Source organism: Alienimonas sp. DA493 (genome assembly GCF_043951915.1).
GTDB lineage: Bacteria > Planctomycetota > Planctomycetia > Planctomycetales > Planctomycetaceae > Alienimonas.
Window position 1 is genome coordinate 1 of record NZ_JBINJD010000143.1, and the last position, 12,793, is coordinate 12,793.

A 12,793-nucleotide genomic window follows, 5' to 3' on the forward strand; every position below is an offset into this window, starting at 1 on the left:
GAAGGGTCCGGGACGCTGGCGTTGCCCGCCGCGGCAGTAAGAGGAGGCGCTCCCACGCCGTCTGCTCTGCGGCCCTCGCTGACGCTTCGGGTTACTTTTGAGAACAGGCTGTCGACGAAGATTACGGCCCGCCGTCAGTCGTCGTAATCCACCCGCACCATGTACAGCCCCTGCGGCGGGGCCGTTTGGCCGGCGCGGGTGCGGTCGCGGCCGGCGATTAATTGCTGCACGCTCTCCGGCGGGCGCTTGCCCATGCCGACCTCCGCCAGCGTGCCGGCGATCGCCCGGACCATGTTATAAAGAAAGCCGTCGCCGGTGACTTCGAGGAACAGCCACGGCCCGTCGGGATTCGCTTCGTCCTTGGGAACGGGGCTCCAGGCGGGCCAGTCGGCGGCGCGAGTCAGCGTGAGCCGGTGGACCGTGCGGACGGTGTCCGGCCGGGGGGAGCCGGCGGACTGGAAGCAGGCGAAGTCGTGCCGGCCGACGATGTGGGCGGCCGCCTCGCGCATCGCGGCGTCGTTCAGGCCGTTCCCCCGGGCGTCCGGCCGCACCCGCCAGGCGAACCGGCGGGCCAGCGGGTGCGGGGCGTCGTCGTTTAAAAAGACGTAGCGGTACGTCTTGGAGACCGCGTCCCGGGTGCTGTGAAAATGCGGGGGCACGTCGCGGCCCTCCAGCACGGCGACGTCCGGCGGGAGGTGCGGCGCCAGGGCCGGACCGAGCCGGCGGGCGGGGGTGGGCGTGTTCGTGCGGAAGTGGCAGACCTGCCCCAGCGCGTGCACGCCGGCGTCGGTGCGGCCGGCGGCGACGACGGTGCGGCGCTCGCCGGTCAGTTTGAAGATCGCCTCCTGCAGTTCGCCCTGCACGGTGCGGGTGCCGGGCTGGACCTGCCAGCCGAAGAAGTCCGTGCCGTCGTAGCTCACCCGCAGCCGCACCGTCCGCCCCTGCGGGTGCGGCGGGTCGCCGGGCGCCACGGTGGGAGACGCCACGGGGGGAGACGCGACGGGGGGGGAGACGGGGACGTCGTCCGCCTCGTCCGTCACTCGAAGGCCGCCGGCTGCAACCGCACGTCGCCGAGATCGACGGTCCCGTCCTCCGCCACGGTCACGGTCAGCGTGGAGCCGTCCCATCCCGCGGGAGCCTCGCCCTGAACCTCTTCGCTTTTGAGGAACCCGGCCCGTTCATGCCAGACGCGGAACGTCCATTCGCCCGGCGGCAGCCCCTCGATCGCGAACCGCCCGTCCGGTCCGGTCGCGGCCATATAGGGGTGGTCCAGGACGAACAGGTGGGCCTTCATCCAGGGGTGAATCGGGCAGGTGACGGGCAGGGGCAGCAACTCCGGTTTCTCGAGGGTTCGTTCGACCGGGGACGCGCCGGCGGGGACGCTTTCGTTGAAGGGGATGTTGCGGTTCAGGAACGCCGTCGCCTGGTGAGCGATCGGATCGGAATTCGTGATCTTCAATGTCTGTCCGGTGCGGAGCAGCACGACGTGCGGCTCGAACCGGCACTCGACGTTGTCCAGAACGACGGGCTCGGGCTCGGCGGCGGTCGCCGGCGCCGCCGGCGCCCGTCCGCTGGAGCGGACGTCCAGCCAGATCACCGCATTCGCCAAGCCGCCGTCCTCGGCGACCAACAGGGTGTCGTCCACCAACTGGAGCGGGCCGCAGACGTCGACGTCCTTGTTCACCTCGACCCGTCCGGGCTCGGGAGCCGGCCCCCCGAACAGCAGCCGGCCCTTCAGCACGCCCCCCGCGGACGGCTCCGCCGCGGCGCCGCGGGGCAAAACCGGGCCGTGAGCCGCGACGCCGAAGGCCAACGCCGCGGCCAGCCACGACGGAGAAAACGAGGACATAGGTCAGGGAAGTCTGCGAGCCGTGCCGGAATCCGCCCGTTGGACGGGGTCGGCCGCACTATAAACTGTTCCCCCGCCACCGTCCCCCGCAGTCCCCCCCGATCCCGCCGGAGTTCTCGTGATGCTCGCCTCCGCCCGCCGTTCGCTCGTCGCGTTTGCGTTCGCCGGCGCCGGCGCGGTCGTCGCCGCGCCGCTGTTCGCCGGCCCCGCCCGCACGCCGCTGCTCGCTCCCAAGCCCGCCGTGGCCGACGCCCCCGCGGCCGCCGACGGGGGGGACGAAGCGAAGATCGATTGGAAGTCCCTGACCGACGCCGAGTGGAAAAAGCGGCTCACGCCGGAGCAATACCGCATCCTGCGGAAGCACGGCACCGAGCAGGCCGGCACCGGCAAGTACGAGCACAGCAAGGTCGCCGGCGTGTACGAGTGCGCCGGCTGCGGACAGGCGCTGTTCGTCTCCGACGCGAAGTACGACAGCGGCTGCGGCTGGCCGAGCTTCACCGAGCCGGTCGACGGGCTGCAAAGCGAAGCGGTCGGCGCGACGCTCGACCGCCGGTTCGGCATGGTTCGGACCGAAGTGCACTGCAAGCGGTGCGGGGGCCACCTCGGCCACGTCTTCAACGACGGCCCCGGCCCGAACGGCCTACGGTTCTGCATCAACTCCGCCAGCCTGAAACTCGACCCGACTAAAGACGCGGCCGAAAAGGCGCCCGTTGAGAAGAGCGCCGGCGAGAAAGCGAACGCTGGGAACTGACCGGCGCCGGCCGGGAAGCCGCCCCGCCGCACGCAGACCTCTTCGCCCGCTGGCGGAGGCGGCGACGCTCGGCACGGCGTAAAAATGAGGCGAACGACCGCGGGGCGGTGGGCGGGACGCGCAGCGGCGCCCAGTTAATTGAGGCGCCACGAAACGGTTACCGAATCGTTTGGGGGATGAGAATCCGTTCCGCCCCGAGTTTCCCCACCGCCCTCTCGTCGGTTCCGCCATGCAGACCGCCCCCGCCCGCCGTTTGATCGCCGGTCTCGCCCTCGCGGGATCGGCCGTCGTCGTCGCCGCGCCGCTGTTCGCCGGTCCGGCCCGGACCCCGCTGCTCGCCCCCCGCCCCGCCGCCATGACTGACGCCGCCGAACAATCCGCCGCCGCGCCGAAGGCGCCGCAGGTCGATTGGAGCTCCCTGACCGACGCCGAGTGGAAGGCCCGCCTCACGCCGGAGCAGTACAAGATCCTGCGGAAGCACGGCACCGAACGGGCCGGCACGGGGAAGTACGCCGACAGTAAGGTCCCGGGGGTCTACGACTGCGCCGGCTGCGGCCTGCCGCTGTTCGACTCGAAAACGAAGTTCGACAGCGGCACCGGCTGGCCGAGCTTCTACCAGCCGATCGACGGCGTGAAAGGGGACAACGTCGGCGAGTCAGTTGATAAAAGCTGGTTCATGACCCGCACCGAGGTGCACTGCAACCGCTGCGGCGGCCACCTGGGTCACGTGTTCAACGACGGCCCGCGGCCGACGGGCCTGCGGTATTGCATCAACAGCGCCAGCCTCAAGCTCGATCCGGCCGAGGACGAGAAGGACTCCGACGAGCGGTAATCGTCCGTCCGACCGGTCGCCGCGCCGGCGCCCGGTCCGCCGCGGGCGCCGTCCGGGGCCGGCTTCCAACGGGCGTTGTCCGGCTCCGCGCCGCAGCCGTTCAGGGCCGCGACGGTCAGGAGAACAAGAAACGCGACGAGCGGCGGGCGCGGCATCGACTTCCCCCGGCGGCGGGGTTCAAGCGTCGGGATCGTCCGGGTCGCGGGCCAGCAACTGCTCGACCGCTTCCGGATCGTCGCCTAATTCGTGCAGCAGACGGTCCGGGGTCAGCGGCTCGGTGATGGCGTATTTCCCCTGACTCCACCGCAACAGATCAATGTTGCGGCAACGCTCGGAGCAGAACGGGAAGGCGCGGTCCGCCGGGCTGTCCCCCTCCGGTCGCACCTCCGGCGAGATCGTCGCGTCGCAGATCGGACAGGTGCGGGGGGCGATCATGGCGGGGCGGAGGGAACGACGGGGGGACGGGACCAGTCAGTCGGAGCCGGAAGATTTCGACTCGCTCTTGCCGCTTTTCGCTTTGCTGTCGGACTTCGACTCGGCGTGCGGCGCGGAGGATTTCTTATCCGCGTCGGCGGCCTTCTTATAACCCTCGCTGCGGTAGTCGGTCTGATAGAAGCCGGAGCCCTTGAACAAGATGCCGGCGCCGGCGCCGATCACCCGCTCCGCCTTCTTCTTGCCGCACTCGGGACATTTTTGGGTGGGCTCGGCGGTGATGGACTGGAACTCGTCCCAGCGGTGATCGCAGCCGCGGCACTTATAATCGTAGGTGGGCATGAACGGGACGCAAAACCGAGCGGAAGGCGGACGGGGGGCGGAACGGGAAGACTCGACGGCGGACGCGCGAGGCGGACGCGCCGTTAATCGTTGGCGGCGGTGGCAACGATCACGTGACTGGGCCGCACCACGCGATCGCCGGCGGCGTAGCCGCGCTGGGCCTCCTGAATGACCGTGCCGGGCGGCTGATCGAGGCTGGGCGCCTGGGCGAGGGCCTCGTGGAGGTTGGGGTCGAACATCTCGCCGACCGCGGGAATCGGGGTGATGCCCTGCTCGCTCAAGGCCTTCTCCAGGGACTTCAACACCGCCGCGACGCCGTCGACGAGGTCGTCGGCGAGCTTCTCGGCGTCGGCGCCGGCCTCGCGGCTGGATTTGGCGGCCTCCACGGCCCGCCGCAGATCGTCGAGGCTCGGCAGCAGGGCCTTGGCGAGCGGCACGGCGGCGTATTTGCGGCCTTCGTTCTGCTCGCGGAGGGAGCGTTTGCGGACGTTCTCCGTCTCCGCCTGAGCCCGCAGCAGCTTTTCGCGCAGCTCGTCCCGCTCCGCGGCGGCGGCTTCGTACTGCTCCCGAGAGTATTCCGGCTCCGGTTCGCCGGCGCCGTCCCCGGGGGGTTCGGCGAGTTCGTCCATCGGGCCGGGCTCCGGGGGCTGCGGGGCGCCCTCGGCGGTCGAGTCCTGCGGATAGTATTCCGCGGACTCGTCCGCGTTCGACTCGGGATCGGGGGCTTCGTTGGGGGAGGACATCGGAGGTTGTCGAGGGGATCGAGGAAGGGGCTACGACGGGGACGCGAGGGCGGGCGATAAACCCGCGGCCGGGTCAATCCTCGTCCAGCGAGAAATAGGTTTTCAGTTTTTCCAGCCAACCGGCCCGGTGGGGGGTGACGTGGGCGTGTTCGTGCTCGGCGAGGCGGCGGAGCAGTTCCTCGTGCTCCGGGGAAAGCTCCTTGGGAACCTCCAGCTTGAGCTTGACGAACAGGTCCCCGCCGCGGCCGCCGTGCGGGTCCGGCAGGCCCCGGCCGCGGAGCTTGAAGACGCGGTCCGGCTGGGTGCCGGGGGGCACGGTCACGGTTTCGCGGCCGGGCTCCTCGTCAAGTTCCGCGGCGAGCACCGGGACCTCCACCTCCGAGCCGAGGGCCAGTTGCGTGTAGGAGATCGGCACCTCGCAGGCGAGGTGCGACCCCTCCCGCTGGAACAGCGGGTGCGGCTTAACGGCGAGGTCGACGTACAGGTCGCCCGGCGGCCCGGCGCCGACGCCAGGCACCACCGTGCCCGGTTCGCCCTCGCCCCGCATGGCCAGTTGCATGCCGTTGTCCACGCCGGCGGGGACGTCCACCGACAGGGTGACGCGTTCCGGGATCATCCCCTCGCCGTCGCACTCGCGGCAGCGATTGGTCACCACCGTGCCGGCCCCGTGGCAGCGGGGGCAGGCGGTTTGCACGCGGAAGAACCCCTGGCTTTGCAGCACGCGGCCGGCCCCGCCGCACAGGCCGCAGGTGTCGGGGGCGGTGCCCGGCTCCGCCCCGCTGCCGTCGCAGGTCGGGCAGAGTTTGTGGCGGTCGACTTCGAGTTCCTTCGTGACCCCCGCGGCCGCCTCCGGCAGGGTGACGGTCAGCGAGGCGCGGAGGTGCCGGCCCCGCCGCGGCCGGCCGCCGCGGCCCCCGCGTCCGCCGGCGCCGCCGAACAGGCCGAAGCCCTCGAACAGATCGCCGAACGTCTCAAAGACGTCGCCGACGTCCTGAAAGCCGCCGCGTCCGCCGGACCCGTTGACCCCGGCGTGCCCGAAGCGGTCGTAGCGCTGCCGCTTCTCGGCGTCGGAGAGCACCTCGAACGCTTCGGCGGCTTCCTTGAAGCGTTCGGTCGCCTCGGGGCTGGGGTCGCGGTCCGGGTGATACTTCACCGCCAGCTTGCGATACGCCTTTTTGACGGTCGTCCCGTCGGCGTCCCGGGAAACGCCGAGCACCTCGTAATAGTCCCGTTGGGTGGGCATCCGGATCGGGCGGGGGGGGCGGGGGGGAGCGACGGGACGGACGGCGTGCCGAGATGGCAGACCGGCCCATTGTGCAGTTTTCGTGCCGAGTCGTCCTCCCCGCCGACGCGTCGCTCCGCCGCTTCACCGTCCCTTCGCCGGCGAACTTCGTCGCCGGCCGGCGGAGGCGGGGCGGGAATTCTCAGTTCAAGTTGGACTGCCGGTCCAGGAGCGACCGCCGGACTTCGACCGCCGGGACCGGGGGGCAGTCGTCCACCTCCTCGGCGGCGAGCACGGCCCGGATCAGCTCCGCAGCGCTGCGCACGCCCAGCTTCCGCATCGACGCCCCGCGGTGTTTCTCAACCGTCCGCTCCGTGATGCCGAGGTTGCGGGCGATCACCTTATTAGTGACCCCGGTGGCGACCGCCCGCAACACCTGCCGTTCGCGGGGGGTGAGCTTCTCCAGTTCCCGGACCGCCTCCTGCCGTTCCTTCCGGCGGTTTCGGACGGCGAGTTCGACCGTCACGTCCCGGCCGACGCTCTGGAACTCCAGCACGCGGCGGGGGGCGCCGGGGTCGCTCGGGTCGGGGGGGGCGAACAGGGCCCGGTTGGTCCATTCCTCCCAGCGGGTCGTGCCGCCGGGTCCCGGCAGGGGAAGCAGCGCCCGCACGCTCGGCTCCTCCGGGGTGACGGCGGCCAACTGGGTGCGGGCGTACTCGGTCGCCTCCGGATCGAGGTGATCGTAGATCGTCATCCGCCCGACGATCTCCTCGTCCGGCCCGCCCTTCGCCTCCAGGAACGCTCGGTTCGCATAGGTGATCAGGCCGTCCTCGGGACGGAAGCGGTTCACCATCTCCGTCAGGTCGTCCAGCACCGCCCGGCAGCGGCGTTCGCTTTCGGCAATCCGGGTTTGCGCTTCCAGCCGGTCCGTCACGTCGCGGGCGACGCTGTGAACCTCCACGAGCGCCCCGTCGGCGTCGAAAATTCCCCGCGTGACCCATTCCAGCTGCCGCACCACGCCGTCCTGTCGTGGGCAGCCGATGGTCGTCCGCATGAGCGGGGACTGCGGCGTCATCGCCCGGATGCGTTCCAGCACCTGAGCCCGGGTCGCGGAGTCCAGCTTCGCGAGGACGTTGGGGTAGGCGCCCCCCGGGGCGGAGGCCCGCCCGGAGTCCCCGCCGTCGCCCGCCGGGGGCGCGGCGTTCAGCGAACAATGCAGATCGAAGTTCGAGTTCGCGTCGAGCCCGAAGTATTCGCAAACGGTCCGATTGGCGAAGGTGAGGGCGCCGTCGGGCGTCCACCGGCAGACCATCTCCGGGCTGTCCTCCACCAACGAGCGGTAGCGGGCCTCGGTTCGGGCGAGCGCGTCCTGCATCTTTCGGCTCTCGGAGACGTCCCGGCCGACGCACTGATACTCCCGCAGCCGCGGCTCGCCCTCCGGGTCCTCCTCGAATAACGCGCGGAGGATCCAGGCGACCCGCACCCGTTCGCCCTCGGGCGTGATCACCTCGTTCTCAAAGTCCACGCACGGACGCTCCGGAGTGAGAGACTCCAGCGCCCGGTTGACTGATTCAAGGTCCTTTTCCTGAACCAGATCGCGGGTCTGGCGGCCCAGGATCTCGGACGGGTCGCCGCGGCCGACCAGGCGCGCGTAGGCGGGGTTGCAGAAGGTGACGAATTGATCGGGGGTGCCCCGGACGATGAACTCCGTCTGATCCGCGGTGACGGCCCGGTAGCGCCGCTCCGAGGCGCGGAGAGCGTCCTCGACGGCCTGCCGGTCGCTGGTGTCCACGGCGAGGCCGAACAGACTTTCGTGCCCCGCGAGGTCCATCAGATTGACGTGCATCTGGACCGGCCAGAGGCCCCCGTCGGGGCGGAGCAACCGGGTCGCGTGCCCCGTCGACGGGGTCGCCCGCAGCTGTTCGAACGTCTCCGCCGCCGAGCCGTGCGGCCACTGCGGGTCGAGGTCGACGATGGATGCCCCGATCAACTCCGCCCGGCTGCGACCGGTGAGGGCGGCGAACGCGGCGTTCGCCCGGACGACGTTCAACCCCCCGTCGAGCCAGAAGACGCCGCACCCGGTTTCGTCGAGGGCCGCCCGCAGCGAGTCGTCCCCGTCCGGCCCTAAGGAGACGGACTCCGGTCGTTCCACCGCGGGAGCCTGGTGCGAACTAGGAGGCGTGGCGTCCATCGTTTTCCCATGCGAACAACCCGAATGGTTCTCTACCGGACGATTGTGAACCGATCGTCGGTCGCACTGCCACCCTACCCATCCAGAGACGTCCATGGGTTTCCGTCGCCTGCGGACTGTGCCACCGGTCGCCGCCGCGTCGGTGCGCGGGGGGAAGCGACGGCTCACGCACGTGTGCGGGGGTGACCGATGCCGGGCTGCGTCCCGGCGTTGACTCGTCCGCCCGCCGCCCGCCGCCCGCGGCGGTCTCGGGCGGCCCCGGCGTCGAACCCCTCTTGCTCCCGGCCGCCGGCGCGATCTAGCGTCCGCCCCGGTCCCCGCCGCGTCCGCCCCCCGTCCGATATGCCGAACCGCTCCGCCCGGCGCGATCGCTCCGCTCGCCCGGCGCCCGCCGAGCGGCGGGCCGCCCGACCGCCCCTCCGCCGCGTGCGGCTGGGCGTCGCCCGCCCGGCGCCGACGCTGGCCGTGTCGGCGATCGCCCTGTTCGGCAGCGTGTTCGCGCCCGGCTGCGCCGCGTTGAAGCAGAAGTGGGACGAGGCGGTCGCCACGGACGTGTCCTCCCCCGCGGTGCCCGAACCGCCGATCCGCATCCCCGGCGCCGTGGCCAGCGCCGACGCCGACCCGACCCGCAGCGCCGACGTCGGCCCCGATTCCTCCGACTCCCCGACCGGCATCGAACTGGTCGAGGCGGAGGTCGACCCGGCCGCCCCCCGGCGGTTCGAAGACGCGGACGTCGTCGCCACGGTGAACGGCGAGCCGCTGCTGGCCGGCGACCTGCTGCAGTTCGAGGTGCAACTCAACGCCGCCGCCGCGAAGATCGCCGCCGCCCCGGACGCCGGCGCCGTCGGCCCCGGCGACCCGCCCGGTCTGACGCCCGCCCAGCGGGCGATGCTGATGGCTCAGATCGACGCCGCCCGGAACAAAATCCTCGCGGAGCGGCTGCCGGCGAAGATCGAGGAGGCGCTGCTCGCCCAGCGGATGCGGCGGACTATGAAGAAGGAGCAATTGGAGAAGCTGAACGAGGCCGTCGGCACCCTGTTCGACCAGACGGAGCTGCCCGTGATGCTGAAGAAGGCGAACGTCCAGGCCGCCGCCGCCGGCCGGTCGCCGGTTCGATCCAAAGAGGAGCTGCGACGCCTGATGGCCGAGCAGGGCTTGGACCTGGACGCCGTCGTCGCCGCCTGGAAGCCCCAGCAGATGGCGATGGCGTACATCGAGCAGAAGACCGGCATGTCCTCCATCCGCATCTCCCGGCAGGAGGTGCAGGACTACTACGACGCTCACCGCGAAGACTTCACCCCGCCCAAGGCGGCCCGCTGGGAGCAGATCGAGGTCCCCTACGAGAACGACGCCGGCCGGGCCGCCGCGCTGGACGTGGTGGAGGCCGCCGCCGGCGACCTGCGCCGCGGCCGCTCGTTCGCGGAAGTGGCGACGACCTACAGCCGCGGCCCCAAGGCCGAGGAGGGCGGCCGCTGGGACTGGACCGCCCCGGACGCCCTGCCCAACAAGAAACTGGCCCGGGCCCTGTGGGAACAGCCGGTGGGCGAGGTGGGCGCGGCGTTTGACTGCCCGCTTTCCCCGGACGGCTTTCCGCCGGGCGGGGCCTACCACATCGTCCGCGTGATCGAGCGCCGCGGCGACGCCCCCCCGCCGCTGGACGACCTCCGAGAGCAGATCGAGACCAAGATCAAGGCCGAACGCCGCCAGGAGGCCGTCGCCGCCCTCATCGCCCAGGAACGGGCCGCCGCCCAGATCGAGGTCTACGTCCCCGGCGTCGAGTGGCCGCCGGAGGCATAAGGTTCCCGTCCGCCGCGGCGGGCGGCCTCACGCCCCCGCTCCCGCCGCTTGCCCTGCTGATACAGGGCCTCCATCTCCGCCAGCGAGACCTCGCCCAGTTCCTTCTCGCCGAGCTGCGATTCGATATACCGCACCCGATCGGCGAATTTCCGGTTGGAACGCAGCAACGCCTGCTCCGGGTCCAGGCCCCAGCGGCGGGCGACGTTCGCCAGGACGAACAGCACGTCGCCCAGTTCCGCCTCCGCCCGGTCGCGGCGGGCCGGGTCGGCGATCGGCTCGTCGGGCACCACCGGGCCCTCGATGCCGGCGGGCACGGCGTCCGGCTCGTCGGCGTCGAACAGTTCGCGGCTGAACTCCGCCAATTCCTCGGCGAGTTTGTCGAACTGCATCCGCCGGTCCGGGAAGTCGTAGCCGGCGGCCGCGGCCCGCCCGGACAATTTTCGTGCGGCCGCCAACGCCGGGAGACCGGCCGGGATGCCGTCGAACACGCTCCGTTTCGGGGCGGCGTCGCCCTGCTCCCGTTCCGCCCGCTTGGCGTTCGCCCACAGGGCCTTCACCTCGGCGGCGTCGGCGGCCTGCGCCTCGCCGAACACGTGCGGGTGCCGGCGGACCAGCTTGGCCCGCAGCGCGTCCGCCACCTCGGTGAGGGTGAACAGCCCGTCGTCCGCGGCGATCTGGGCGTCGAGCAGAACCTGGAGCAGCAAATCGCCCAGTTCGTCCCGCACCGCCGCGGCCTTTTGCGGACGGGTCGGGTCGTCGGGGGCCGCGGCGGTCAGGGCGTCGATCGCCTCGAACAGCTCGTGCGTTTCCTCCAGCGTGTGCGGCTTGATGCTGGCGAGCGTCTGGGCCCGGTCCCACGGGCAGCCCTCCGGCCCGCGGAGCGTCGCCACCACGTCCGCGACCGCCCGCACCGCCCGTTCGAGGTCCGGTCCGGGCGGCGTGCCGGCAGGGGGACGGCCGGACGCGGGGGGCTCGGGAGACGACACGGAGCAGCGGCGGGGCGACGGGGTCGAAGGACGGACGAAGCGAGAGCATACTGTCGCCCCGTGCTGCCCCGCGCCACCCCCGCCCCGCTGGACGACGCCCCGCCGAACGGGACCGTCGTGTTCGTGACCGACTTCGGCACGGAGGACACCTACGTCGCCCAGATGATCGGGGCGCTGCTGCGGACCGACCCACGGGCCCGGGCGGTCGCCGGCTATCACGCCGTCCCCCCGCAGGACGTGCCCGCCGGGGCGGAGGCCCTGGGGGAACTGGTCGCCGCGTTCCCGCCGGGCACCACGTTCGTGACCGTGGTGGACCCGGGCGTCGGCACGGAGCGGCCGATCCTCGCCGCGGCCGCCGGCGGGATGTTCCACGTCGCCCCGGACAACGGCCTGCTCGCCCCGCTGCTGGCGGCCGACCCGTCCGCGGAGGTCGTGCGGCTCCCGCAGGAGGGATCGCGGTCCCGCACCTTCCACGGCCGGGACCTGATGACCCCCGCGGCAGGCCGACTCACCCGCGGCGAGCCGTTGGCGGCGCTGGGTGAACGGGTCTCGGAGTGGGTGAGTCTCGACCGTCCGGCGCCGGAGCAGCGGCCCGACGGCGCCGTCGTCGGCCGCGTCGTGCGGGCGGACCGGTTCGGCAACCTCATCACGAACGTCTCCCGCCGCGACTGTCCGACCCCCGCCGCGGCCACGGTCGCCGGCCGCACGGTCCCCGTCGCCGGGGCCTACGGCGAGGTCGTCGAGGGCGAACCGCTGGCGCTGATCGGCTCGAACGGCCGCTGGGAGATCGCCGTCCGCAACGGCAGCGCCGCGGCCGTATTGAACGCCGCCGCCGGCGCCGCCGTCACGTTTCGTCCCGCGTCCTAATTCCACCGCCCGCCGCCGTGCCCCCCGGCCTGTTCGTCACCGGCACCGACACCGACGTCGGAAAAACCTACGTCGCCGCCCGCCTCGCCGAGCGCTTGCGGGGGGAGGGCAGGACCGTCGGCGTTTATAAACCGGCGTGCAGCGGGGCGGAGGTCTTTCACGGGGAGCCGGTCTGGGGCGACGTGGAAGCCCTGCGGTCCGCCGTCGAACGGCCGGTCGCGGAGGACGATCTGATCTGCCCGCAGCGGTTCGTCGCCCCCCTCGCCCCGCCGATCGCCGCCGCCCGGGAGGGGAGAACGGTCGACGCCGAGTTATTAACGACCGCCGCCCGACGATGGGCCGACCGCTGCGACGTCCTGATCGCCGAGGGCGCCGGCGGACTGCTCTGTCCGTTGGCCCTGCCGGAGGACGGACCGGCCGTGACCGTGCTGGACGTCGCTGCGGCGCTGGGCTACCCCCTGCTTATTGTCGCCCGCGCCGGACTGGGCACGGTCAATCACACGCTCCTCACGCTTGCCGTCGCCCAGGCCCGCGGCCTGCCGGTCGCCGGGGTGGTGTTGAACGAGATCGACGCCCGGGAGCGGGAAGTCGCGACGAACGCCGCCATGATCGAACGCTGCGGCGGGGTCCCCGTCCTCGGCGTAATCCCGCCGGGCGGCGAACTGCCGGAGGCGTTGAACGGGTCCCTCTGCCGCCCGCCCGTTTCGATCAATTAATCCGAAGCGTCAACGAGGGACGCTTCAGTGCGTTGCGCGGATCGCCGTAGCGGCGGCTTCCAGCC

13 protein-coding genes are annotated in these 12,793 nt (G+C 71.9%); 5 read left to right on the top strand and 8 right to left on the bottom strand.

Features of this window, described 5'->3' with window-relative positions:
* Window positions 1–134: 134 nt before the first annotated feature.
* Together truA and ACG2DA_RS17795 are read right to left on the bottom strand one after the other, a co-directional pair.
* Window positions 135–986 (bottom strand): tRNA pseudouridine(38-40) synthase TruA, encoded by an 852-nt coding sequence (truA, locus tag ACG2DA_RS17790; RefSeq protein WP_395257285.1) that lies wholly within the window; start codon window positions 984–986, stop codon window positions 135–137.
* Window positions 987–1,036: 50 nt separating this feature from the next.
* Window positions 1,037–1,849: a methylamine utilization protein gene (locus ACG2DA_RS17795; protein WP_395257287.1), complete on the bottom strand. Its 813-nt coding sequence runs from the start codon at window positions 1,847–1,849 to the stop codon at window positions 1,037–1,039.
* A 121-nt stretch (window positions 1,850–1,970) separates the two neighbouring features.
* Here ACG2DA_RS17795 and msrB (ACG2DA_RS17800) point away from each other — a divergent pair, with 121 nt between their 5' ends.
* Window positions 1,971–2,600, top strand: coding sequence for a peptide-methionine (R)-S-oxide reductase MsrB (gene msrB, locus ACG2DA_RS17800; RefSeq protein WP_395257289.1), 630 nt, complete (start codon window positions 1,971–1,973; stop codon window positions 2,598–2,600).
* Window positions 2,601–2,955: 355 nt separating this feature from the next.
* Window positions 2,956–3,432 (top strand): peptide-methionine (R)-S-oxide reductase MsrB, encoded by a 477-nt coding sequence (msrB, locus tag ACG2DA_RS17805; protein ID WP_395257309.1) that lies wholly within the window; start codon window positions 2,956–2,958, stop codon window positions 3,430–3,432.
* A 177-nt stretch (window positions 3,433–3,609) separates the two neighbouring features.
* Here msrB (ACG2DA_RS17805) and ACG2DA_RS17810 read toward each other — a convergent pair whose 3' ends face one another.
* The 5 genes from ACG2DA_RS17810 to ACG2DA_RS17830 form a co-directional block, all read right to left on the bottom strand.
* Window positions 3,610–3,867: a DNA gyrase inhibitor YacG gene (locus ACG2DA_RS17810; RefSeq protein ID WP_395257291.1), complete on the bottom strand. Its 258-nt coding sequence runs from the start codon at window positions 3,865–3,867 to the stop codon at window positions 3,610–3,612.
* 36 nt (window positions 3,868–3,903) lie between these two features.
* Entirely contained in the window at window positions 3,904–4,206 is a 303-nt protein-coding gene (locus ACG2DA_RS17815; protein WP_395257293.1) for an FmdB family zinc ribbon protein, read from the bottom strand.
* Between the two features lie 83 nt (window positions 4,207–4,289).
* Entirely contained in the window at window positions 4,290–4,949 is a 660-nt protein-coding gene (locus tag ACG2DA_RS17820; RefSeq protein ID WP_395257295.1) for a nucleotide exchange factor GrpE, read from the bottom strand.
* Between the two features lie 73 nt (window positions 4,950–5,022).
* Window positions 5,023–6,192, bottom strand: coding sequence for a molecular chaperone DnaJ (gene dnaJ / locus ACG2DA_RS17825; RefSeq protein ID WP_395257297.1), 1,170 nt, complete (start codon window positions 6,190–6,192; stop codon window positions 5,023–5,025).
* A 181-nt stretch (window positions 6,193–6,373) separates the two neighbouring features.
* A complete protein-coding gene (locus tag ACG2DA_RS17830; protein ID WP_395257299.1) occupies window positions 6,374–8,362 on the bottom strand; it encodes a PAS domain S-box protein in 1,989 nt (662 codons plus the stop codon).
* 342 nt (window positions 8,363–8,704) lie between these two features.
* Here ACG2DA_RS17830 and ACG2DA_RS17835 point away from each other — a divergent pair, with 342 nt between their 5' ends.
* On the top strand, window positions 8,705–10,159 hold the full coding sequence (locus ACG2DA_RS17835; RefSeq protein WP_395257301.1) for a peptidylprolyl isomerase: 1,455 nt from the start codon (window positions 8,705–8,707) through the stop codon (window positions 10,157–10,159).
* Here ACG2DA_RS17835 and mazG read toward each other — a convergent pair.
* Window positions 10,123–11,145, bottom strand: coding sequence for a nucleoside triphosphate pyrophosphohydrolase (mazG, locus tag ACG2DA_RS17840; protein ID WP_395257303.1), 1,023 nt, complete (start codon window positions 11,143–11,145; stop codon window positions 10,123–10,125). The two genes, ACG2DA_RS17835 and mazG, sit on opposite strands and share 37 nt — an antisense overlap.
* Before the next feature lie 60 nt (window positions 11,146–11,205).
* Here mazG and ACG2DA_RS17845 point away from each other — a divergent pair, with 60 nt between their 5' ends.
* Window positions 11,206–12,012, top strand: a complete 807-nt coding sequence (locus tag ACG2DA_RS17845) for an S-adenosyl-l-methionine hydroxide adenosyltransferase family protein (RefSeq protein ID WP_395257305.1) — start codon at window positions 11,206–11,208, stop codon at window positions 12,010–12,012.
* Between the two features lie 17 nt (window positions 12,013–12,029).
* Window positions 12,030–12,728: a dethiobiotin synthase gene (gene bioD / locus ACG2DA_RS17850; RefSeq protein WP_395257307.1), complete on the top strand. Its 699-nt coding sequence runs from the start codon at window positions 12,030–12,032 to the stop codon at window positions 12,726–12,728.
* Window positions 12,729–12,793: the final 65 nt, after the last annotated feature.